The following is a 22,885-nucleotide window of genomic DNA, read 5'->3' as shown; positions in this document are numbered from 1 at the left end:
CAAACTAACAGGGTAAATTTAACATACCCACAGGGTTTTCGGACTGACCCGAAAATCCCTACGGATTTTCTACTGCTCCCTGAAAAGGGTGAACAGGTTGTAATAGCTATAAATAAAAAGGAGTTAAACCTTAGGCTTAACTCCTCAATGCTCAACAGTCGGGATGACAAGATTCGAACTTGCGACCACACGCCCCCCAGACGCGTACTCTACCGGGCTGAGCTACATCCCGAATTGCGAGTGCAAAGGTAGTGCTTTATTTTTAATCTGCAAATAATATGCAGAAAAAATATCAGTAAATACCGTTTGTATGTCTACTTATATTATACCTCCAAAGGTTTTACCCCATACATTCTCGGTAAAAGTCGAGCATTTCGAAAATAGTATCCTTGTCGGCAGTTTGGTTGATGCAAATATCTCCGATATCTTTCAGTAAGGTAAAGTTAATAGTTCCTGAAGTATTCTTTTTGTCGTGTGTCATGTATGCATAGAGTTGCTCATACTGCTTGCAGTCGAATGTGAACACGCCATAGTTGTCTTTGATAAACCGGATAGTCTGCCGCATTTTCTCTTTCGGGAAACCGGCTTTGAGATGAGACAGATATAATTCGCATACGATTCCCCAAGCTACTGCATAGCCGTGCAATACTGGACGGTTTTCTGCTAATGCCATACTTTCAAATGCGTGTCCCACGGTATGTCCCAGGTTTAGTGCTTTGCGGATACTGTGTTCGAAGGGGTCTTGTTCCACAATATTTTCCTTGACTTTAACCGATTCGCCGACCAAACGTCTGAGAACTGTATAATCAATGTCTGACGTATCGAAATTCAACAATTCCGCCCAATGGGCAACGTTACTGATTAATCCGTGTTTTAGCATTTCCGCATATCCGGAGAAGAAATTGCATACATCCAGTGTACGGAGAAATTCAGTTTCAATCAGTACACTGCTTGCCGGAGCGAATGCACCTATTTCGTTCTTCAATCCATTGAAGTTGATTCCAGTTTTGCCGCCAACGGAAGCATCCACCATTGCCAGCAGGGTAGTTGGTATATTGATATAAGAGATACCGCGTTTGAATGTAGCTGCAGCAAAGCCTCCCAAATCTGTGACCATTCCTCCACCGAGGTTGATAAGCAGGGAGTGACGTGTAGCCCCCTGGGTACTTAAAGCCATCCATACGGAAGCGAGTGTTTCCACCGTTTTATGAACATCTTCGGTGCCGATACAGATTTCAACGGTCTCTTTTAATAATGTGGTTGCTTTCAAGGCAGGCAGGCAGAGGTGCCTGGTATGCTCGTCTGTGAGGATGAATAATTTGTCATGCGGACACTGTTCAATGGCACGACTTAGGCTCGTTTCCAAGCTTTCACAGAGGATAACTTCTTGTCTACTCATGATTCTTTTGCTTTTTTTGATGTGCAAATGTATATAAAATATCTTTTTTTGCTTACTTTTGTCCTGTTAAAACGATTAATTATGAAAGCATTATTACCTGTATATTGTCGTCCTTTGGGATATGTGGTTTTGTTGATAGCTCTGTTCATACCTTTTCTTTTAGTGATGCAGGGAGTGATAACCGACAGCAATCTGCTGTTTTATAAAGAATGTACAAAGTTGCTGATGATGGCAGGATGCTTGTTGATAATCTTTGCGTTAAGCAAACAGGAGAGCCGTGATACGGAACAGATTCGCAACTCGGCTGTTCGTAATGCAATCTTCCTGACATTTCTGTTCGTTTTCGGAGGAATGCTATGGCGTGTCATGCAGGGAGATGTGATAAATGTAGATACTTCCTCTTTTCTTACTTTTTTGATTTTTAATGTGCTTTGTTTGGAGTTTGGGCTGAAAAAAGCACTTGTTGATCGATTCTTTAAAAGATAATTTGCCTTTCGATTAAACCTTTTGCGATTCTGTTTGTCAAAAAGACATTGTTATTGCTACTAATATAATCGTAAATAAGGTAAATGAAAAGATTTTTTGCTGGGTTGGTACTGTTGTTATGTGCCTTCTCTATTTTTGCGCAGAATAAGGTAATTACTGTTTCGGGACGTGTGGTGGAATCCGATTCAAAGGAACCTGCGGCACAGGCTACTGTCCAATTGTTGTCGTTGCCCGATAGTGCTTATGCCGCTGGTATAGCCAGTAGTAATCAAGGGTGGTTTACTCTTCCCAAAGTGAAAGCCGGGAAATACGTGTTGAAAATTTCCTATATTGGCTTCCAGACTAAAATCGTACCGGTACAGTTGACTGCCAATGTCCCCGACAAAAAGATGGGAAACATTGAACTGCAACCGGATGCTGTCATGTTGAAAGAAGCGGTAGTTACTGCCGAAGCTCCCCAAGTAACCGTGAAAGAAGATACGTTGGAGTATAATTCGGCTGCCTATCGTACCCCCGAAGGGGCTATGCTTGAAGAATTGGTGAAAAAACTTCCGGGAGCAGAGATTGACGACGACGGTAATGTCAAAATCAATGGTAAGGAAGTAAAGAAGATTATGGTGGACGGTAAAGAATTCTTTGGCGGTGACGTAAAAACCGGGTTGAAGAATCTGCCGGTCAACATGATTGATAAACTGAAGACCTATGATAAGAAGTCAGACTTGGCGCGTGTCACCGGAATAGACGACGGGGAGGAAGAGACAGTTCTTGACTTGAAGGTGAAAAAAGGAATGAATCAAGGCTGGTTTGGTAATGCAAGTGTTGCCGGTGGTACGGAAGACCGCTACGGAAGTAACTTGATGTTGAACCGCTTTGTCGATAACAGCCAGTTTTCTTTGATAGGTTCCGCCAATAACGTAAACGACCAGGGATTCTCCGGTGGCGGCGGGCCGCGTTTCAGAAACAGCAATGGACTGACTGCTACCAAGATGTTAGGAGCCAACTTCGCTACGCAAACGGAGAAACTCGAATTAGGAGGTAGTGCCCGCTATAATTATAGCGACCGGGATGCAATCTCTAAAAACTATTCAGAACTTATAATGCCGAATGGAAATTCTTATTCTAACTCGAATAGTAAAAATCGGAATAAGAATATGAACTTTAATGCTGATTTCCGTTTGGAATGGAAACCGGATACATTGACTAATATTATTTTCCGGCCGAATGTTTCTTATGGGAAATCTAAAGGATATTCTATTTCCGAATCGGGTACTTTTAATGATGACCCGTTAAATTGGGTGTCCAATCCAAATGATTTCTTGAATAAGATTCAGTGGGGAAGTGACGACCCGTTGAAGGATATCCGTGTCAATGCCAGCAATAGTGAATCTGCATCCGAAAGTGAAAGTCTCTCTGCCAATGCTTCTTTGCAGGTGAACCGCAGATTGAATAATATGGGGCGGAATATTACTTTTCGCGGTACATTTGGTTATGGAGACAGCGATAGTGAACAATTCAGTGAGTCGCTGACCCGTTATTTCGACCCTGAAGCAAACAGGAAGGATGACGAACGTAAGCAGTATATCACTTCTCCGTCCAATAATTATGATTATACAGCCGAATTGACTTATAATGAACCGATTGCCAAAGCTACTTTCTTGCAGTTCCGCTATAAGTTCCAATATAGATATAGCGAGAGTGACAGAAGTACATACAGTTTGATTCCCGAAACGGAAAAACTACAGGATTGGATTTGGAATTTCGGAGACGAACTGCCCGAAGGATACGAAAACAATAAGGATATGAGTTTGAGCAAATATGCCCAATACAAGTATTATAACCATGATATCAATGCGGGTATGAATATTATCCGTGAGAAATACCGGTTCAATTTCGGATTGTCTTTGCAACCACAGAACACCCGGTTGGATTATAAAAAAGCAGAAATAGATACTGTAGTAAAAAGAAATGTGTTCAATTTTGCTCCCAATGTTGATTTCCGTTATCGGTTCTCTAAAGTGAGCCAATTGCGTTTTACGTATCGGGGACGTGCAGGTCAGCCGAGTATGGAAAACCTTTTGGATATAACCGATGACTCCAATCCGTTGAGAATCACTAAAGGTAATCCGGGGCTGAAACCTTCTTTTACTCATTCTATGCGTTTGTTTTACAATACTTATAATGCTGACAAGCAGCGTGGAATGATGGCACACGCCAACTTTAATACGACTCAAAACAAAATTACTAATGCTACCAAGTATAACCAGAAGACTGGTGGAACAATCACACAGCCGGAGAATATTAATGGTTATTGGACTGCAATGGGGATGTTTGGATTTAATACAGCTTTGAAGGACAAACGTTTCACTATCAACTCTTTCTCACGCGCTAGCTATACCAACGATGTGTCCTTCCTCTACAATGATGACACGCAGGTGAATGACAAGAACACAAGTACATCGCTGACTTTGGCTGAGAACCTGAATGGAACGTTCCGTAATGATTGGTTTGAGTTTACCATCAATGGTTCAATTAATTATAACTTTGAACGTAATAAATTGAACCCGAGCACCAACCAAGAACCTTATACTTTCGGATATGGAGCAAGTACCAATATCTCGTTGCCCTGGAGCATGACGTTATCTACCAATATAACGAATAATTCACGTCGTGGCTACCGCGATGCCAGCATGAACAGAAATGAACTTATTTGGAATGCACAGATTGCTCAGAGTTTCTTGAAGGGAAATGCTGCGACCATCAGCTTTGAAATATACGATATTCTGAGACAACAGTCTAATATCAGCCGTTCGTTGTCCGAAGGTATGCGTTCTGTTTCGGAATATAACGGAATCAACAGTTATTGTATGCTTCGTTTTTCTTACCGTCTGAATGTTTTCGGCAATAAAGAAGCACGTGGAAATATTCGTCAGGGCGGTTTTGACGGTGGAGGCCATCGTGGTCCTCGCGGGCCGCAGGGTACTGCTCCGATTCGGATGATGCGTTATTAAGAAGATGTGAATAATGACGAGATGGGAAGTCCCAGTGACAACGATTGATAGAGTTGTCGCCGGGACTTCTTTGTTTATCCGATAATTTACTCTATATTTGTTGTTTAGTATCCGTTTAAAAGAAGATTTCTATGATTGATTGGAATTATATACTCAGTCAGATAGCAACGGTGGCTTTTGATATTCTCTATTTTGGAGCCGTTATCGGTACGATTGTCATTATCATTCTTGACAATCGCAATCCGGTTAAGACGATGGCATGGATACTGATATTGCTTTTCCTTCCTATCGCGGGTCTTGTCTTTTACTTTTTCTTTGGGCGCAGCCAACGCCGCGAGCGTATTATCAGCAGGAAGAGTTACGACCGCTTGCTGAAGAAACCGATGGCGGAATATCTGGCACAGGATTGTTCGGAAGTGCAATATTCATATTCGCGGTTAATCCAATTGTTTCAGCATACCAATCAGGCTTTTCCTTTTGAGGGCAATCGCGTAGCTGTTTATACCGAAGGTTATACGAAATTACAATCATTATTGCGCGAGCTTCAGAAAGCGCAGCAACATATTCACATGGAATATTATATCTTCGAGGATGATGCTGTTGGACGTTTGGTAAGGGATGTGCTGATTGAAAAGGCTTCCCAGGGAATTGAAGTGAGGGTGATTTATGACGATGTGGGATGCTGGCGTGTCCCTAACAGTTTCTTTGAAGAAATGCGCAATGCGGGAATTGAAGTGCGCAGTTTCTTGAAAGTGCGCTTCCCTTTATTTACCAGCAGGGTAAATTACCGGAACCACAGAAAGATTGTGGTTATTGACGGACGTATCGGGTTTGTGGGAGGAATGAATTTGGCGGAGCGATATATGCGTGGTTACTCTTGGGGGATTTGGCGTGATACACATATCATGCTGGAAGGGAAGGCAGTGCACGGATTGCAGACAGCATTTCTTCTCGATTGGTATTTTGTAGACCGTACGCTGATAACCGCGTCCCGCTATTTCCCGAGAATAGATTCCTGTGGAAGTTCATTGGTGCAGATTGTTACCAGTGAACCTATCGGACCGTGGAAGGAAATCATGCAGGGATTGACTGTGGCGATAACCAATGCCAAGAAATATTTCTATATACAGACACCCTATTTCTTGCCGACAGAACAGATATTGGCAGCTATGCAGACAGCCGCCCTTTCTGGAGTGGATATACGCCTGATGCTGCCCGAACGTGCCGACAATTGGATTACGCATCTTGGTTCACGTTCCTATCTGGCGGATATATTGCAGGCTGGTGTCAAAGTCTATTTTTATAGGAAAGGCTTTCTTCATTCCAAGTTGATGATTTCGGACGATTTGCTTTCTACGGTAGGTTCAACGAATGTGGATTTCCGTAGTTTCGAGCATAATTTTGAAGTGAATGCCTTTATATATGATGTGGATACGGCACTTGAGATGAAGGAGATATTTCTTCAAGACCAGCGTGAATGTACGCAGGTATTCTTGAAAAACTGGATAAGGCGTCCGTGGAGACAAAAGGCAGCGGAGTCTGTCGTACGTTTGTTGGCTCCGCTGCTTTAATACTTTCTATAGTTTGGCGGTGACTTATCGGAACAGAGAGAAGTTTACGCTTCCATACACTCTTCTTTCAATGAAGTGTGGATTTTCTTCAAAGTTATTCTCTTTTCCATGTTCCAATACCAATAATCCTCCTTCTTTGAGTAGATTGTTCTGAAAGATTAGTTCGGGTATTGTTTCCAATTCTTTTAAGGCGTAAGGTGGATCGGCAAAGATAAAGTCGAACTGCTCGCGGCTGCTTTTGATAAACTTGAATACATCTCCGCGTATCGGCAGACACTTGTCTGTCTGTACCTCTTTCATGATTTTGGTGATGAATGAATGGTGAGCCGGTTCTTTTTCAATGCTGATAACGCGATCGCATCCTCGGGAAACGAGTTCGATACTGATGCTTCCGGTTCCGGCAAACAGGTCGAGGGCATTCACCCCTTCTTCAAAATCAATGTAGTTATTGAGTACGTTGAACAGATTTTCCTTTGCGAAATCTGTTGTGGGACGCGCTTTGAACGTTCGTGGCACGTCAAATCTTCTTCGTTTGTATATACCGCTGATTACTCGCATATTAATAAGGCTTGCATATCGATATTAGCAGCAGGACTCATGATGAAGACCTGCAAGATAAACTTTTTCAATTCATTGAGCAGAAATTCTTTGTCCGGAAGCGTTCCGGTGAGGTGCAACTCATCCCGTTCCTGATTGAATTCTAATTGTTTCCATACGCACAACAGATAGTAGATGCGGTCTTCTTTGTGTGTGCATTCAAAGGAGTTGGCGAGAAGGAGATGTCCCCGTTCGAAACAGTAGACATCGATTCCGTTCCGGCGTATGGAGGCATACATCTTTTTGTTGTTCCCCAATCTGCTTCTGACGGAAAAACAGTCGATGAGCGCGGTAGATTGAGCATAGAAGCGGGCTTCGGGATATTGTTCTTTCAGGAAGGTGTATGCACTTTTATTTATACCGAAGATAACAACAAGGTTGTTCTTTTGCAGAATGTTGTAGATTACTGTTTCGTTCTCCCGTTTCTGATGGTTGTGATAAAACAAAAGTTCGGCCTGTTCCTCTTCAAATAATTCCAACGGTACAATCGTAAAGCGCTTGTCGGTCATCATGATATTTACCCGTTTGTAAGGATGGCTTAAGAAGTCCGATTCCTGGAAAACAGTTTTCAGATTGGCTGTGAGAGATAAAGAAGGCTCTATCTCTTTTTCTATGATTGACAGTGAACCGTCGTGAATCGGGTTGTAGATAGAAAAAGAAAATCCATCCGTACTAAGACGGATGGATAAAGTATATTGTTTTGATTTAGTAAAATCAATCATTATTCCCAGTTTCCAGCACCATTGTTCGGAGTATCGATAGAACCTACCATCAAACCGCAGTATCTACCCAATTTGTTTTGAAGGTCTTTCAAGTTGATGATTTCCTGTGGGTCAAGTCCGTTCAAATAAGTTTCGTACGGAGCTTTTACTTCAAACAAGAATACGGGAGCACCTGATTTTGCTGTATCGTTTTTGACGTTCATTTCGAACTGAGCACCGTTTCCGTAAGGAATGTATCTCATGGAGTCTGCGTTGAATCCTTTCGGGAAAATAGTATCCATAACGGCTACCCACAGGGTGTCGCGTTTGAAGTTTTCAAGTCCCCATTTCTTAACTTCGTCATATCTTCCTGTCTTTTTCGCTTTGTTGATGATAGACATCGCTTTCTTTTCAGTCAAACCGTCTTCCAATTGCTTGTCTGTCAACTGTCCCATTTTCATAACGAACGGCAACTTCTGGTTCTTTACGAAGTCGATCAGTGTGTCGAATTTGTCTGTGTACATTCCGTGGTGAAGCGTGCGGTATTCCTGCTGTGCTTTACGGATGTCAATCAAACGGGCAATGACTGCTTTTTCTCTGTCTTTTTTTGCGTTTTCAAAATTGATAGGCCCCATGATACTGTTGTAGCAAATGTAAACAAGTGCAACAGCACAGAGCGCTAATACAATATTAAATACTGTTTTCATGATAAATTATGTTTTTAGTTGTTATATTCGCATCGCAAAAATAGAATAAATAAATTTAAATACGATAGTTCGGAGAACTTTTTTCTCGTACAAAAATGATAAATAACTATTTAGAAAGGCAAATTAAGGAAAATTTTCCTTACCAACCAACTTTGGAGCAGGAAATTGCTGTAAAATCGCTTTCAGAGTTTCTTCTGTCTGCTTCGGCCGACGAGGTTTTTGTGCTCAGAGGTTACGCTGGTACTGGTAAAACGTCTCTTGTGGGAGCACTGGTGAAAACAATGTCGCAGTTGCAGCAAAAGACAGTATTGTTGGCTCCTACAGGGCGTGCGGCGAAAGTCTTTTCGGCGTATGCGCGACATTCGGCTTTTACGATTCATAAGAAAATATACCGACAACAGTCTTTCTCCAACGAGCTGAATAATTTTTCAATCAACGACAATCTGGCTGCGAATACACTGTTTATAGTCGACGAGGCTTCCATGATTTCAAACGAGGGGCTGTCGGGGAGTGCGTTCGGCACAGGACGTTTGTTGGATGATTTGGTGCAATTCGTCTATTCGGGACAAGGATGCCGTCTTTTGCTGATGGGAGACACGGCACAGCTTCCTCCGGTGGGAGAGGAGATGAGTCCGGCACTTTTCGGTGATGCATTGAAAGGGTATGGACTGGAAATTCGCGAGGTCGATTTGACCCAGGTAGTCCGTCAGGTACAGGAGTCGGGTATTTTGTGGAACGCTACGCAGTTGAGGCAATTAATTGCGGCAGACGAATGTTATTCTCTGCCTAAGATTAAGGTGACTGGCTTTCCCGATATAAAGGTGGTGCCGGGCACGGAATTGATTGAAGAGTTGAACAATTGCTACGACCACGACGGAATGGATGAAACGATTGTGATTTGCCGTTCAAACAAGCGCGCGAACTTATATAATAATGGAATACGTACACAGATTCTTTGGCGTGAAGATGAGTTGAATACGGGCGATATGCTGATGGTGGCCAAAAACAACTATTACTGGACGGAGCAGTATAAAGAGATGGACTTCATAGCCAATGGTGAAATAGCTGTTGTCCGCCGTGTCCGCCGTACCCGTGAAATGTACGGTTTTCGTTTTGCGGAAGTCACGCTTCGTTTTCCCGACCAGGATGACTTTGAACTGGATGCAAATCTGTTGTTGGATACGTTACATTCGGACTCGCCTGCATTACCGAAAGCGGACAACGACCGGTTGTTTTATACCGTGTTGGAGGACTATGCGGATATTCCCGATAAGCGTGGCCGGATGAAGAAGATGAAAGCCGATCCGCATTATAATGCGTTACAGGTAAAGTATGCCTATGCGGTGACTTGCCATAAAGCACAGGGCGGGCAATGGCAGAATGTGTTTTTAGACCAGGGATATATGACGGACGAGTATCTGACGCCCGATTATTTCCGTTGGTTGTACACTGCGTTTACGCGTGCAACGAAGACTTTGTATCTGGTGAATTATCCGAAGGAACAGGTGGAATAGATAATGGGGATATCAGGTATGAATTTACCGCTATCCCGTCCTCAGTCGACCGATGATAAAGTTCTCCTTTATTAGATGTAAACTTTTCGGCAAGTGGCAGCAATCTTTCTTTTTGCCGATTGCAAACTATAAACGCAAGTTTCGTTTTTATAAATGAAGGCTTTGTTTTTATAAACGAAGGCTTCATTTATAAAATCAAAGCCTTCATTTATAGTTTATGAACAATCAAACGGAACTTTATATATAACAATTCGGAAGTTTTTTATTCAGATGTAACAGCTTTATTGTTAGTTGTTTCCATAAAAGAAGCCCGTCATTGATGTGGATTCTATCAATGACGGGCAAATTGTTGTCTGTTGGTCTTATATCCTATTATCTTATGATATGTCCAGTTGCTCCACTTCCGTAGGAGTAAGACCGGATGCTGCGCAAATGATGTCTATGGATACTCCTAATTTTTTGAAGTTTTTAGCCATAATAATTCGCTCTTCCATCTTTCCTTCCATTCTACCTTCTATTCTTCCCTCCATCCTGCCTTCTAACTTAGCAGAATCCAATACATCGTTCTGTATCATCATCGCATTGATATGTTTATCATACGCATATCTTTCCTGTGGAGTCATTGAGTAATATTTCAACTTCTCACGGGCTTCTTTCAGTCCGGGAGCAGTAGTATCGGGTCGGATAAATCCATCTTTCAGATACTTCATCCATTCGTCGAGAGGGGTCACGGCTACTTTGTCGAATTCATTCACCCGGATTAGGATATATTCGGGGAAGATACTTGCCGGTGTACGGCTGACAATAGCGTTGCGTTCTTTTACATTCACTTGCAAAAGGTCGCCCGTATGAATACCTACAAACTGGTTTTGCCCGTGATATAGGTAATCGGAACCTTTGCCGATATCGAAATAAAGAATGCTGATGGAATATATTTTTTTCACCTTGTAGTAAGTATCCCCCAACGATATATGTTCGGTTATGGCTTTTGCTACTCCATAAAGAATACGTTCCAGGTAATAGAGCTCGCGTGTGTTCTGTATTTCGACAATAATGATTTCCCCTTTGCTGTTCAGCGCCTTGATATCCACCCGGTTGAATTTGTCGTCGGCACTTTCCTGATTCCCTTCGCTTTCAAGAATCTCAAGTATTTTCATATCCTCGTTCAACATTACCTTGAGGAATCCTTCGAGTACATCAAAATTCGCCTTCTGACGTAAAAGGCGTTTGATAGCCCAGTCAAAACGGATATACCGGTCTTGCAATACTTCCGTCTTTATCTCTTTCTTTTCTTGCATAAACTATTTATTTAGTTTGTCAGTCATCTTGATTTCTATCGTTCCGCCGGCCGTGATATCCTGATGGCTGAAGAACGGAGTATCCAACGGTTTGCCGTTCAGCATGATGCTTTCGATGTATTTGTTCTTTTTCGTATTGTTCTTCACCACAATGCTGAATTTCTTTCCATCAGGCAGGTTGACTACCGCTTTGTCGAAAACGGGGCGACCGATGGAATAGACCGGTTTGCCTGGGCATACCTGATAGAATCCCATTGAGTTGAGTACGTACCATGCAGACATCTGACCGCAGTCCTCATTGCCCGATAGCCCGTCTATGCTGTTGGCATACTGGCTCCGGTAAACGCTGTCTACCAGTTCTTGCGTTCTCCACGGACGGTTTACGTAGTTATATAAGTGAATCACATGATGGCTGGGTTCGTTGCCATGTGCATACTGTCCGATGAGGCCGCTTATGTCCGATGAAGTCGTCTCGCCTTCGAGCGACGAATCGGCCGTAAACAGCGAATCGAGCTTTTGGGCAAATGCGTCTTCACCTCCCATCAGGTTGACCAGTCCTTCCACATCGTGCGGTACAAACCAAGTCCACTGCCAGGCTGTTCCTTCGCAGTAATCATCGTTGCGGTGGGTCGAAGCACGTGGATTGAACGGTGTGCGCCATTCGCCTTTCGAGTCGAGCCCGCGCATGAAGCGGACAGACTTGTCGAAATAGAACTCGTATGCTTTGGCAAAACGTTCGTACTTGGCTTTCGATTCAAAATCGTTCATGGCTTCGGCGAAGATGGAGATACACCAGTCGTCGTATGCATACTCCAGCGCTTTGGCTACCGATTCGTTTTCGCGGTCGCAGGGGATATAGCCGATGGTGTTCTTGTAATACTTGGCTTTCGGCATGAGGTGCGGTACGACCAACGCCGGACATTTGATGTTGGCAGTATCGTACTCGGCGGCACGCAGGCAGCCTTTGTACGCCTCTTTGGCATCAAAATTACGGTAACCTTTCATGTAGGCATCCACAATGACGGGGACGGCATGATAGCCAATCATCGTGCCGGTGTAGTTGGAAGCCAAGTCCCACATCGGATATATTCCGCCTTCCTGATGTTTCTTTATCAGAGAGTTGATAAACTGGTTGTTCAAGTCGGGGTCGATGATGGTCATTAGCGGGTGCAGCGCGCGGAAAGTATCCCACAGAGAGAATACGGTATATACAGGGTTGGCCGTGTCTCCCTGGTGCACTTCAAGGTCCATTCCCAAATAACGCCCGTCTGCGTCGGTAAACAGGTTCGGGCTGATACCCGTATGATAGAGAGCGGAGTAGAAGATGGTCTTGTCGTCCTTGTCGGAAGTGGTGATGTCTATTTTCGACAAGTATTGATTCCAGGCGGCACGTGCGTCTTTGCGTACCTTATCGAAATCCCATGCGGGGATTTCCGATTCGACATTTTTGCGTGCGCCTGCCATGTCGACGGCGGAAACGCCTACTTTCACCAATACCTGTTCGTCCTTCTTCGTATTGAAATGCAACAGCGCTTTGCAGACAGGAAGCCGCTTTCCGTTGTCCATCGTGACGGAATCGGTGACAAGCGTATAGGAGAACGGTTTGGAGAACTTGGCGTAGAAATTGATGTATTGGTCGAACGCCCAATAAGTTGTTTTCTTGTGTCCGCAGATTTCCGTGTCGCTAATCACTTCGATTTCCATCTCCGAATTGGTTTGGCGTTGCAGGCTATAATCCAGGTCGATGACGAACCCCGATTCGTTGCTTTCGGGGAAAGTATAGCGATGGATGGCACCACGGCTGGTAGCCGATAGCTCTGCTTTTACCTGATAGGTGTCTAAAAATACGGAATAATAGCCCGGTTCTGCCGTTTCATTTTTGTGCGAAAAGGCAGAAGCGTAGGCAAGTGTCTGACTTTTAGGGTCGGTAGTCAGATAGCGTTGCTTCCCCACCGTAGGCATGAGCAGCACATCTCCATAGTCGCAACAGCCGGTACCGCTTACGTGTGTATGCGAAAAACCGTTGATGGTGGAGTCGGCATAATAATATCCCGAACAGGCATCCCATTCGTCAATCCGTGTGTCCGGACTGGGTTGAATCATACCGTGGGGAACTACTGCTCCGGGGAAAGTGTGTCCGTGTCCGCCCGTTCCGATAAAGGGGTTGACGTAAGCACTGTAGTCTTTTACGTTGGTGGAGTCTGTGCAGGCACAAAGTGTGAATGCTCCTCCTAAACAACCTGCTATTAGAAATGTCTTCAATTTCATGATAGTTATAATTTTTAGTTGTGTCCGAACGGTTTATTTTAACGGACACTTTTCCGAAAAAATGTTGATTTCTTTGGGAGTATCGCCCATTTCAAACTCGACGGTGGCTCCACTCATGATTTGCTCATGAGTAAGGTATGTCTTGTTGTAGGGCTGTCCGTCTACTCTGACGGATTGGATATAGATGTTCTTCTTGCTTACGTTGGGGGCAAGCACGCTGAAGGTCTTGCCGTTTTCTAAATGCAACCGCATTTCAGGGAATAGGGGAGTACCTATTTCGTACTTTCCGCCGACGGGATTTACGGGATAGAATCCCATTGCGCTGAATACGTACCAGGCTGACATTTGTCCGCAGTCTTCGTTGCCGCAAAGTCCGGCAGGCTCGTTTCTGTAAAGCTCGTTCATGACTTTGGATACGTAGTATTGAGTTTGGTCGCTGCATCCTACCGAGTTGAAGAGGTAGATGACGTGGTGGCTCGGTTCGTTGCCGTGTGCATACTGCCCAATCATACCCGTGCTGAAGATAGGCAGTTCGTCGTCGGCTACCGGATGGTAGGTAAACATACTGTCCAACTTTTCGGCAAAGCGGTTTTTGCCGCCTACGAGGTCTATCAGTCCGTCGATGTCATGTTGTACCGACCAGAAGTACTGCCATCCGTTGCTTTCGCAGATATGCGGGGTATATTCGTCTGCCTTGAAGTTTTCGATGAAGTCTCCTTTGTCATCGCGCGGCTGCATGAAAGAAGTGGCGGGATTGTAGATATTCCTGTAGTTTTGCGCACGCTTGTAGAATGTATCGGCAATCTCTTCTCTGCCCATCTTCTTTGCCATTTCGGCGATGCAATAATCGTCGAAGGCATACTCCAATGTTTTCGACAACGACCAGTTTTCGGCGTTGTAATGGTCGGTCACGTTGTAAGGGATGTATCCTGCCTCTTTGTAGAGTCCGATACCACGGTAGCTGTCAAGGTTGGCGGTTGCCACACAGGCGTTTAATGCTTTTTCCGCATCAAAGTCGCCGATACCTTTCAGATAAGCGTCTGCGATGACGGGGACGGCGTGGTAACCAATCATCATGTCCGTCTCGCTTCCATAGAAGTTCCATACGGGCAGGCGTCCGTTCTGTTCGTAGAAAGCGATGAACGATTTCACCATGTCGTTGACGCGTTGCGGTTCGGTGTAGGTGAAGAGCGGATGGGCGGCACGGTACGTATCCCATAAGGAGAAAGTACTGTAGTTCACCCAGCCGTCGGCTTGGTGTATCTGTTTGTCGGGACCGTAATAGGCTCCGTCCACATCGTTGTAGATGGTGGGGGCAAGCATGGAATGATAGAGGGCGGTGTAGAAATTCACTTTGTCGTTCGCGTTGTCTCCTTCTATCTCAATCTTTCCGAGTTGGCGGTTCCAGTTTGCTTTCGTTTCGGCGAGGTATTTGTCGAAGTCGTTTTCGGGCACTTCGGCTTGCAGGTTTTTGGCAGCGCCTTCCATGCTTGTGCCCGAAACGGCTGTGTTTACAAGAATCTGCTCACCCTCTTTGGTGTGGAAGTCGAAGCGGGCGACGACAGCCGTGCCAATGCGTTTGTTTTCCTTGATAATGGCCGTTGTGTCCAGTTCCATTCTCTCAAACGGACGCGAGAAGCGCGTACGGAAGTAGATATGCTGGTCACGTGCCCAACCGTCGGAGAAACGGTATCCCTGGATAGTGACCGAGTCTACCACTTCGATGTGGGAGTCGTTGGTGAAATCCCAGTTCATCGCCTTCTTCAAGTTCAGGAAGATGGCGGCTTGCGCTTCGGGGAAAGTATAGCGTTGGATACCGCAGCGTTCGGTTGCGGTGAGTTCGACGTTGATGTCGTAGTCTTTCAGCAGCACCCGGTAATAGCCGGCACAGGCACTCTCTTCCTCATGCGAAAATTTGGAGTGGATACCCAACGGGGCTTCGGCCTCCTTATAAGGCAGCGTGACAGGCATAAAGGAGATGTCGTATAAGTCTCCTGCACCGGTGCCCGAAAGGTGTGTGTGGCTGAATCCGGCGATTGTACTGTCCGGATAGAAATAGCCGGAGATGCGGTCCCAACCGGGAAGTCCGTTGTCGGGACTGAGCTGTACCATACCGAAAGGAGCTTGGGCGCCCGGATAGGTATTGCCGGTAAAGTCGGTTCCGATAAACGGGTTTACATAAGATGTGTAATCGATTTCGTGTTTTTCTTGTGCAGGAGTACAAGAAATCAACATACTGGTTAACAGCAGGCATAGATAAGTAGATGCTTTCATCATTTTTCAGGTATTAGTGATTATTTATTTTATTCATAGTGAAGGGGTAATAAAAATAAGTAATCTGTTTGCAAAGGTAGGAAAAAACTCTCACAAGCTGCGGAATCCGTACCTGAAAAAATAGGAGCTGTTGGGAAAAAACAACTCCTATCCTTCATTTTATTTTTATCTTATTCTCAGATTCCTGCGAGTTCCAGTACCTTTTCTACTGCCGCATTCAATCCGTCGGTATTCTTACCGCCTGCCGTTGCGAAGTGTGGCTGGCCACCGCCGCCGCCTTGAATCAGTCTGGCGGCTTCTTTCACCAAGTTGCCTGCTTTCAAGCCGGTTGCTACCAGGTTGTCGCTCAGCATCACAGTCAGCATCGGTTTGCCGTTGTCAATGCTTCCGGCTACGAAGAACAAGTTCTCGGTTATTTCGCCGCGAAGCTGGAAAGCGATGTTCTTTACTACCTCTGCCGGCAGTGGTGCGCAGAACTTGACAACTTTTACACCATTGATTTCCTGTATGTTTTTCAGCAGTCTTTCTTTCAGGGCAACCTCTTTTTCCCGCATGAAGTCTTCCACCTGTTTCTTCAGTCCTGCATTCTCGTCCATATATTTGCGGATGGCGATGCGCAGGTCGGGCGCATTGTTGAAGAGCGCTTTCAGTTCGTTGAAAGTATCCTGTATGGTATCCAACAGCTCCTCTACACGCGCTCCGGTAAAGGCCTCGATACGGCGTACACCGGCAGCTACGGAACTTTCCGACATGATTTTCACCATACCGATATTTCCTGTTGCGGCTACGTGCGTACCGCCACAGAATTCGATGGAAGAACCGAACTGGATAACGCGTACCTTATCGCCGTATTTCTCGCCGAAGAGGGCGATGGCTCCCAATTCCTTCGCCTCCTCGATAGGAATATGGCGGTATTCCTTCAAAGGTATGTTGGCGCGTATTTTTTCGTTGACGATGTGTTCCACTTTGCGTATTTCTTCGTCGGTCACCTTCTGGAAGTGCGAGAAGTCGAAACGCAACGAATCCGGAGTTACCAGCGAACCTTTCTGTTCGACGTGTTCGCCCAACACTTCGCGCAGGGCAGCGTCGAGCAGGTGAGTAGCCGAGTGGTTGGCTGCACAGGCCGCACGTTTGTCGGTGTCTACACAAGCCATCATCGGAGCTTCCGGATGTTCGGGCAACTTTTTGGTGATATGTATCGGAAGGTTGTTCTCCTTCTTCGTGTCGATTACTTCAATCGTTTCAAACTCGTTGACCAATACACCCGTATCACCTACCTGACCACCGCTTTCCGCATAGAAAGGAGTACAGTCGAGCACAATCTGATACAAAGTCTGGTTCTTCTGTCTGATTTGGCGGTAGCGGAGGATAGATGCTTCGTATTCGGTATAGTCGTAGCCGACAAATTCAGTCGTTCCCTCTTTCAGTGTAATCCAGTCGCCGGTTTCGATGGCGGCAGCGTTGCGGGCGCGTTGTTTTTGTTGCTGCATCTCTCCGTCGAACTCTTCGATGTTGACGGTCATTCCGTTTTCGCGGAGAATCAGTTCGGTAAGGTCGAGCGGGAAGCCGAATGTATCGTATAAAGTAAAGGCATCTTTGCCGCTGATTTCTGTTTTTCCTGCCGCTTTCGCATCTTCCACGGTCTTGTCCAGCAGGCGGATACCCGTCTCCAGTGTACGGAGGAATGATTCTTCTTCTTCCTTGATTACTTTTTCAATCAGCGTCTTTTGGGCAATCAGTTCGGGATAAGCATCTCCCATGTTGTCGATAAGCACGGGCAGCAGTTTGTACATGAAAGCCTGCTTCTGTCCGAGGAACGTATATCCGTAACGGACGGCACGGCGGAGGATACGGCGGATTACATATCCGGCTTTGGCGTTGGACGGCAACTGGCCGTCCGTGATAGAGAAAGCAATCGTGCGGATATGGTCGGCAATCACACGCATGGCGATGTCCTGCTGCTTGTCTTTTCCGTATTCCGTATTCGACATCGTTGCGATGGCTTTCAGCATCGGCTGGAAAACATCGGTATCATAGTTGGAAGTCTTGCCTTGCAATGCCATACAGAGACGTTCGAATCCCATACCCGTGTCAATAACTTTGGCGGGAAGGGCTTCGAGACTGCCGTCGGCCTTGCGGTTGTATTGCATGAACACGAGGTTCCATATTTCAATCACTTGCGGATGGTCGTGGTTCACGAGGTCGCGGCCGGAGATTTGTGCGCGCTCTTCTGCCGGACGAAGGTCGATGTGGATTTCCGAACACGGTCCGCACGGTCCTGTATCGCCCATTTCCCAGAAGTTGTCGTGCTTGTTACCGTTGATGATGTGGTCTTTCGGCAGGAATTGTTCCCAGTAAGAAGCGGCTTCGTCGTCGCGGCCCAGTCCTTCTTCGGGGCTTCCTTCAAACACGGTGGCATAGAGATGTTCCGGATTCAGTTTCAACACGTCTACCAGGTATTCCCAGGCCCAACTGATGGCTTCTTTCTTGAAGTAGTCGCCAAACGACCAGTTGCCGAGCATCTCGAACATGGTATGATGGTACGTATCGTGTCCCACTTCCTCCAGGTCGTTGTGTTTTCCGCTTACGCGCAAGCATTTCTGAGAGTCGGCGACTCTTTGGTATTTTGCCGGGTGGTTGCCCAAAATAATATCTTTAAACTGGTTCATACCCGCGTTGGTGAACATCAGGGTAGGGTCGTCTTTTATCACCATAGGAGCCGACGGAACGATGTGATGTCCTTTCGACTCAAAGAAATTCTTGAATGAATCTCTGATTTCTTTTGCAGTCAACATATCTTCTATATATCTATCGTTGAGGTTAATATTCTCAAAAAACTGTGCAAAGATAGCGTGTTTTTATTACTTTTGCCGTATTAATAAGCGAAATATTTCCAAAAAGATGCGCAAAGTATACTACATTTATAACCCACAGACCCAGACTTATGACCGGATTTATCCTACCGTGCGGCAGCGTGCGTTCAGTTATTTGCGCCGGGTTTTCTATGGAATGGGGTTGGGAGCAGGGTGCTTCATCCTGCTGCTCTTTATTTTCGGTTCTCCGTCGGAGAAAGAGTTGCGAATAGAAAACAGCCGCCTTTTGGCGCAATATAACGTACTTTCCCACCGGCTCGACGATGCGATGGGAGTGCTTCAGGACCTTCAGCAGCGCGACGATAACCTTTACCGGGTGATTCTTCAGGCCGATCCGATTTCGCCGGCTATCCGCCAGGCTGGCTATGGCGGCACGAACCGTTACGAAGAGTTGATGGACTTGGCAAACTCCAAATTGGTGGTGAATACGACTCAGAAATTGGATGTGTTTTCCAAACGTCTCTACATACAGTCCAAGTCTTTTGACGACGTGGTGGATATGTGTAAGAACCACGATGAGATGCTGAAATGCATTCCTGCCATCCAGCCTATCTCAAATAAAGACTTGCGGCAGACGGCTTCCGGCTACGGAACGCGCATCGACCCGATTTACGGTACGACGAAATTCCATTCGGGAATGGACTTCTCCGCCCATACCGGGACGGATATTTATGCCACCGGCAACGGAACGGTAGTGAAAGCCGGATGGGAGACCGGCTATGGGAACACCGTAGAGATAGACCACGGATTCGGATACATGACCCGTTATGCGCACTTGCAGGCGTTCGACACGAAAGTCGGAAAGAAGGTGGTGCGCGGCGAAGTGATAGGCAAGGTGGGCAGCACCGGCAAGAGCACCGGACCGCACCTGCATTATGAAGTGCACATCAAAGGCAAGGTGGTGAATCCCGTCAATTACTATTTCATGGATTTGAGTGCCGAAGATTACGAAAGGATGATTCAGTTGGCTGCCAACCACGGCAAGGTATTCGATTAGTCTCCCTCCGAAAACTTAGAAATGTTATGCTTAATACAGATAAAGAACTGAAACTATATTACTCCATCGGCGAGGTGGCCGATATGTTTGGCGTCAATCAGTCTTTGCTTCGTTTTTGGGAAAAGGAGTTTCCCCAAATTTCGCCCAAAACCGTCGGTCGCGGAATCCGCCAGTATCGCAAAGAAGACGTAGAGACCATCGGACTGATTTACCACTTAGTGAAAGAAAAAGGAATGACCCTCACCGGCGCCCGCCAACGGCTGAAAGACAATCGTGAAGCTGCCATCCGGAACTATGAGATTGTGAATCGGCTGAAGGAGATAAAAGAGGAGCTGCTCGCCATCAAACGGGAGCTGGACGGAAGATGAAAAAGAGCCATACCGCGCTTCGTAAAAGAGGCTGGTATGGTTCTTCTTGTATCTATTCTTTTTCTTGTGACGGCTTACCGGTTGCGGTGCGAACAACTATTTTTTTCTTACTAAGATTTATTCGTCTGACTGTAGTTGAACTTTCGTCTGACTATAGTGTCCGTTTCGTCTAACTATAGTCAGACGAAACGGACACTATAGTCAGACGAATAAATTTATGCATTCTCGCCGTTAGTCGTCAGGCAACAGAGAATTAAACCTTAGGTAAATTCTCCGTTGTTTCTTTCGGTAAAGAGCCGGTGTCCGTACTTCGGCCGAATCAGGGAGCGGGAATCTCGGAAGCGATTTTCAGCAAGGCGCTTGCACTCTGCCCGCCGATTACCTTTTTCACGATGTTTCCGCTACCGTCCATGAACAACAGGGTAGGATAGGAAGTGATGCCGTGTTTTTTGCCCAACATCCGTCCTTCTTCTTGTTCCATGTCTACTTTGATATTGATGAAGCGTTTGTTGAATTCGGCTCCTACGTTGTCTTGCACGAATACCAGGTTACTCATGCGCCGGCAGGGGCCACACCAAGTGGTGTAGCAGTCTACGAACAGAAGTTTGCCTTGTGCTTTGGCTTTTTTCATGGCGGTGGCAAGCGTACCGTTTTCAAACTGTATTCCGTTGGGGTGTTCCAGTTTGTAGACAAATGCTTTCAGTTGTTGGGCCACTCCGGGCTCTTTGGTGCTTTCGATGCTTGATTTCAGATAGCGGATGATTTTGCCTTGCGTCTCGCCCGAAATGTCGTTGAAGTCTAAAGAGGTGTCGATGTATAGTTTATTCATTCCCAATTTCTCCTCGTTCGCCGTGAGGTATGCAAACAGTTCGTCGAACCGGCGTTCGCCACGCATTTGGATAATGGGGTAAATGCGACAGATACTGCACGTGTCGGGCAAACCGGCTTTCTGGATTTCGTTGTGCAGTTCGATGACCTTCATCTTGTCGTATTCTTTTCGTCCCAAAGCATATCCGAGGATGTCCCAGTAATACTGCCCTTCGATGAATGCGTTGACTTTGGCTTCGCCGTTTTGCTTTACGAAATCCTTCTTGTGCTGAATGAGGTAGGCGAAGCGTTCGCTGTGGCGGTCGGCGATGGTCGATGTGAATGAAGTCCAGTTTTCGGCGCGTGAATACTCTTTCGGGCTTAGCATTGCCATATATTCATCGTTGACTTTTTTGAACAGTTCTTCGTTGTTGCCTGCCAGTGCCAGTACGTTCATGTAGTTGAACACCTCTTTTTTTCCTCTCTTTCCGCTACGGTAGATTTCCTCTGCGCCAGGCAGGGTGGTTTTGGGGTTGAGTGCCAGTGCCACGTTGCGTTGCAGCTCTTCCTTCTGCCGGCCGCCTGAGATGCGGAGCAACACGTCGCCGTCTGAATTTAAGACAAGAAAATGGGCAAACGTCTGGATGTCATATTTCTGGGCGATGCTCTTGTTCTCTCCTTTGCTGACGTCCATGAAGAGGTTGATGAAGTGCTTGTTCATGTAGTTGCAGAACTTTTCATCGGAAAACACAAATTTGTTCATTCCGTGGCAAGGTATCGCCCAGTCGGCGAAGCAGTTGAAGAATATCGGCTTTTTCTGTTCGCGCGCCTGCTTGAATGCTTCTTCCATCGTATAAACGTATTGCATTTTTACATCGGCTTTGGTGACATCGCCATAGATACTTTCCGTCTGTTGTGCATATGCGGAGAGATGGCCCACAGTCAGGAGAATGAAAAATGTAAGGAGGTTGTAGAATCTTTGTTTCATGTTTTTATGGATTGTTTTAAATTAGTAATCGGTTGTTTCGGGGGAGAGGAGTACTATCGGGCCTCCCTGACGCAGCGTACACTGTAGAGTACATCGCGGCGTCCGGTGGTGATGCGGCTGGTTCCTCGCCATATCCGGTCGGAATAGAGGGCCGACATACGGAACAGCGCCACTTCGGTAGAATCGTTTTCTTTGAATTTGGTAGACGACCAGTAATAGCCCGCTTCGTCTTTGTTGAGGTATTTCTCTTCGTTGGCTTCTACAAAGACATTGGCCCCTCCTCTTTGCAGATTGAATCCGCTCTCGCCGTTTTCGCCCAGCAGGGTGGCAAGCCCGTTGCCTCTCCATGCTTCCAGTTTTTCTGCTTCGCCCGAGGGCATACCCAATGTGGTTTCCAGCTTCATCCAGTCTTCGTCGCTTGGCAATCGCCATCCTTCGGGAACGGCTGCCAAAGCTGCTTTGTAGGAGTAGAGAAAACCGTATTTCCGGGTGTAATGTCCGTTCTTCTCTTCGGCTTGGTCAAAGAGGGTTTTGCCGATGATTTCCTGCGCTTCGGGCGTTTCCTTGTATTTGTTTTCCCTTGCGGCGAAAGCATCCGGAAAGCCGGGGATGTATTCGAAGAAGTTGCGTATGGTTTCCTGTGGAAGTTCCATATCGAACCATAGGGCGATGTTTCCTCCCATTAGCCCCCAGTCATATTGCGGGTCGGAGGCCACCTCCAAAGCGAGTGTTTTGAAGGTTTCATCGTCCAGGGCGATTTTGATTCTCTCCAGATTGGGATAGGCTTCTTCCCAAGTGAAGCAGCCTTTGAATGCATGGCCCGGAAGTTGGTAGCACAAGTTCTTTGTCATCCATATCTGGTTGCCTATCCGGACACAGGGATATACACTGCCGTCGCGCGGGTCGGTGAAATCTTGTGCCGGACTTATCAGTTCGCTCAGATTTGGGCGATGGTATTCTTCTTTGTCGCAGGAAGTGATTGCCGTCAAGGCAACACACGACCATAGTATAAGTAGTTTTTTCATCATC

Annotated in this window: 16 protein-coding genes and 1 tRNA gene; 6 read left to right on the top strand and 11 right to left on the bottom strand. The window is 46.0% G+C overall.

All coding sequences use genetic code 11. The features are described from left to right. Positions 1–158 precede the first annotated feature (158 nt). Positions 159–232 (bottom strand) — tRNA-Pro (locus tag QZ331_RS09330). A gap of 108 nt (positions 233–340) precedes the next feature. Next, positions 341–1,399 (bottom strand): 3-dehydroquinate synthase, encoded by a 1,059-nt coding sequence (gene aroB, locus QZ331_RS09325; RefSeq protein WP_294629636.1) that lies wholly within the window; start codon positions 1,397–1,399, stop codon positions 341–343. Positions 1,400–1,480: 81 nt separating this feature from the next. Between aroB and QZ331_RS09320 the strand changes: the two genes are divergently transcribed. From QZ331_RS09320 to cls, 3 genes are all read left to right on the top strand, one after another. After that, the gene (locus QZ331_RS09320) at positions 1,481–1,885 is read left to right on the top strand and encodes a hypothetical protein (RefSeq protein ID WP_294629635.1); all 405 of its coding nucleotides are present in this window, start codon (positions 1,481–1,483) and stop codon (positions 1,883–1,885) included. Positions 1,886–1,968: 83 nt separating this feature from the next. Next, positions 1,969–4,893: a TonB-dependent receptor gene (locus QZ331_RS09315; protein ID WP_294629634.1), complete on the top strand. Its 2,925-nt coding sequence runs from the start codon at positions 1,969–1,971 to the stop codon at positions 4,891–4,893. Between the two features lie 131 nt (positions 4,894–5,024). Beyond that, entirely contained in the window at positions 5,025–6,464 is a 1,440-nt protein-coding gene (gene cls, locus QZ331_RS09310) for a cardiolipin synthase (RefSeq protein WP_294629633.1), read from the top strand. A 24-nt stretch (positions 6,465–6,488) separates the two neighbouring features. Here cls and QZ331_RS09305 read toward each other — a convergent pair whose 3' ends face one another. The 3 genes from QZ331_RS09305 to QZ331_RS09295 are packed head-to-tail and all read right to left on the bottom strand — an operon-like array spanning position 6,489 to position 8,469. Beyond that, positions 6,489–7,022 (bottom strand): RsmD family RNA methyltransferase, encoded by a 534-nt coding sequence (locus QZ331_RS09305; protein WP_294629632.1) that lies wholly within the window; start codon positions 7,020–7,022, stop codon positions 6,489–6,491. Beyond that, complete coding sequence (locus QZ331_RS09300; protein WP_294629631.1) at positions 7,013–7,783, bottom strand: DUF3822 family protein; 771 nt, start codon at positions 7,781–7,783, stop codon at positions 7,013–7,015. Before QZ331_RS09300 ends, QZ331_RS09305 begins: the two co-directional genes overlap by 10 nt. Beyond that, positions 7,783–8,469: a hypothetical protein gene (locus QZ331_RS09295; protein ID WP_294629630.1), complete on the bottom strand. Its 687-nt coding sequence runs from the start codon at positions 8,467–8,469 to the stop codon at positions 7,783–7,785. Before QZ331_RS09295 ends, QZ331_RS09300 begins: the two co-directional genes overlap by 1 nt. Before the next feature lie 95 nt (positions 8,470–8,564). Here QZ331_RS09295 and QZ331_RS09290 point away from each other — a divergent pair, with 95 nt between their 5' ends. Next, positions 8,565–9,983, top strand: coding sequence for an AAA family ATPase (locus QZ331_RS09290; RefSeq protein WP_294629629.1), 1,419 nt, complete (start codon positions 8,565–8,567; stop codon positions 9,981–9,983). A 377-nt stretch (positions 9,984–10,360) separates the two neighbouring features. Here the strand turns inward: QZ331_RS09290 and QZ331_RS09285 are convergent, their stop codons facing one another. From QZ331_RS09285 to alaS, 4 genes are all read right to left on the bottom strand, one after another. Beyond that, a complete protein-coding gene (locus QZ331_RS09285) occupies positions 10,361–11,281 on the bottom strand; it encodes a PD-(D/E)XK nuclease family transposase (RefSeq protein WP_294629628.1) in 921 nt (306 codons plus the stop codon). Positions 11,282–11,284: 3 nt separating this feature from the next. Continuing rightward, a complete protein-coding gene (locus QZ331_RS09280; RefSeq protein WP_294629627.1) occupies positions 11,285–13,549 on the bottom strand; it encodes a GH92 family glycosyl hydrolase in 2,265 nt (754 codons plus the stop codon). A gap of 33 nt (positions 13,550–13,582) precedes the next feature. Then, on the bottom strand, positions 13,583–15,823 hold the full coding sequence (locus QZ331_RS09275; RefSeq protein ID WP_294629637.1) for a GH92 family glycosyl hydrolase: 2,241 nt from the start codon (positions 15,821–15,823) through the stop codon (positions 13,583–13,585). Between the two features lie 176 nt (positions 15,824–15,999). Further along, positions 16,000–18,618, bottom strand: a complete 2,619-nt coding sequence (alaS, locus tag QZ331_RS09270; protein ID WP_294629626.1) for an alanine--tRNA ligase — start codon at positions 18,616–18,618, stop codon at positions 16,000–16,002. 106 nt (positions 18,619–18,724) lie between these two features. Between alaS and QZ331_RS09265 the strand changes: the two genes are divergently transcribed. Next, entirely contained in the window at positions 18,725–19,693 is a 969-nt protein-coding gene (locus QZ331_RS09265; RefSeq protein ID WP_294629625.1) for a M23 family metallopeptidase, read from the top strand. Positions 19,694–19,719: 26 nt separating this feature from the next. Beyond that, positions 19,720–20,061 (top strand): MerR family transcriptional regulator, encoded by a 342-nt coding sequence (locus tag QZ331_RS09260; protein WP_294629624.1) that lies wholly within the window; start codon positions 19,720–19,722, stop codon positions 20,059–20,061. A gap of 319 nt (positions 20,062–20,380) precedes the next feature. Here the strand turns inward: QZ331_RS09260 and QZ331_RS09255 are convergent, their stop codons facing one another. Both QZ331_RS09255 and QZ331_RS09250 read right to left on the bottom strand, forming a co-directional pair. After that, entirely contained in the window at positions 20,381–21,856 is a 1,476-nt protein-coding gene (locus tag QZ331_RS09255; protein ID WP_294629623.1) for a thioredoxin family protein, read from the bottom strand. Between the two features lie 53 nt (positions 21,857–21,909). Then, positions 21,910–22,884 (bottom strand): fibrobacter succinogenes major paralogous domain-containing protein, encoded by a 975-nt coding sequence (locus QZ331_RS09250; RefSeq protein WP_294629622.1) that lies wholly within the window; start codon positions 22,882–22,884, stop codon positions 21,910–21,912. Position 22,885 lies beyond the last annotated feature (1 nt).

Origin of the sequence: uncultured Bacteroides sp. (assembly GCF_910586915.1) — a bacterium.
In the GTDB taxonomy this organism is placed as follows: Bacteria; Bacteroidota; Bacteroidia; order Bacteroidales; family Bacteroidaceae; genus Bacteroides.
The sequence above is the reverse complement of the archived record's forward strand: the minus strand, read 5'-3'. Positions and strand labels throughout refer to the sequence as shown.

Bases quoted from the DNA above. Each gene is read 5' to 3' on its own strand.
- aroB (WP_294629636.1), bottom strand. From the start codon at position 1,399: ATGAGTAGACAAGAAGTTATCCTCTGTGAAAGCTTGGAAACGAGCCTA.
- QZ331_RS09320 (WP_294629635.1), top strand. From the start codon at position 1,481: ATGAAAGCATTATTACCTGTATATTGTCGTCCTTTGGGATATGTGGTT.
- QZ331_RS09315 (WP_294629634.1), top strand. From the start codon at position 1,969: ATGAAAAGATTTTTTGCTGGGTTGGTACTGTTGTTATGTGCCTTCTCT.
- cls (WP_294629633.1), top strand. From the start codon at position 5,025: ATGATTGATTGGAATTATATACTCAGTCAGATAGCAACGGTGGCTTTT.
- QZ331_RS09305 (WP_294629632.1), bottom strand. From the start codon at position 7,022: ATGCGAGTAATCAGCGGTATATACAAACGAAGAAGATTTGACGTGCCA.
- QZ331_RS09300 (WP_294629631.1), bottom strand. From the start codon at position 7,783: ATGATTGATTTTACTAAATCAAAACAATATACTTTATCCATCCGTCTT.
- QZ331_RS09295 (WP_294629630.1), bottom strand. From the start codon at position 8,469: ATGAAAACAGTATTTAATATTGTATTAGCGCTCTGTGCTGTTGCACTT.
- QZ331_RS09290 (WP_294629629.1), top strand. From the start codon at position 8,565: ATGATAAATAACTATTTAGAAAGGCAAATTAAGGAAAATTTTCCTTAC.
- QZ331_RS09285 (WP_294629628.1), bottom strand. From the start codon at position 11,281: ATGCAAGAAAAGAAAGAGATAAAGACGGAAGTATTGCAAGACCGGTAT.
- QZ331_RS09280 (WP_294629627.1), bottom strand. From the start codon at position 13,549: ATGAAATTGAAGACATTTCTAATAGCAGGTTGTTTAGGAGGAGCATTC.
- QZ331_RS09275 (WP_294629637.1), bottom strand. From the start codon at position 15,823: ATGAAAGCATCTACTTATCTATGCCTGCTGTTAACCAGTATGTTGATT.
- alaS (WP_294629626.1), bottom strand. From the start codon at position 18,618: ATGTTGACTGCAAAAGAAATCAGAGATTCATTCAAGAATTTCTTTGAG.
- QZ331_RS09265 (WP_294629625.1), top strand. From the start codon at position 18,725: ATGCGCAAAGTATACTACATTTATAACCCACAGACCCAGACTTATGAC.
- QZ331_RS09260 (WP_294629624.1), top strand. From the start codon at position 19,720: ATGCTTAATACAGATAAAGAACTGAAACTATATTACTCCATCGGCGAG.
- QZ331_RS09255 (WP_294629623.1), bottom strand. From the start codon at position 21,856: ATGAAACAAAGATTCTACAACCTCCTTACATTTTTCATTCTCCTGACT.
- QZ331_RS09250 (WP_294629622.1), bottom strand. From the start codon at position 22,884: ATGATGAAAAAACTACTTATACTATGGTCGTGTGTTGCCTTGACGGCA.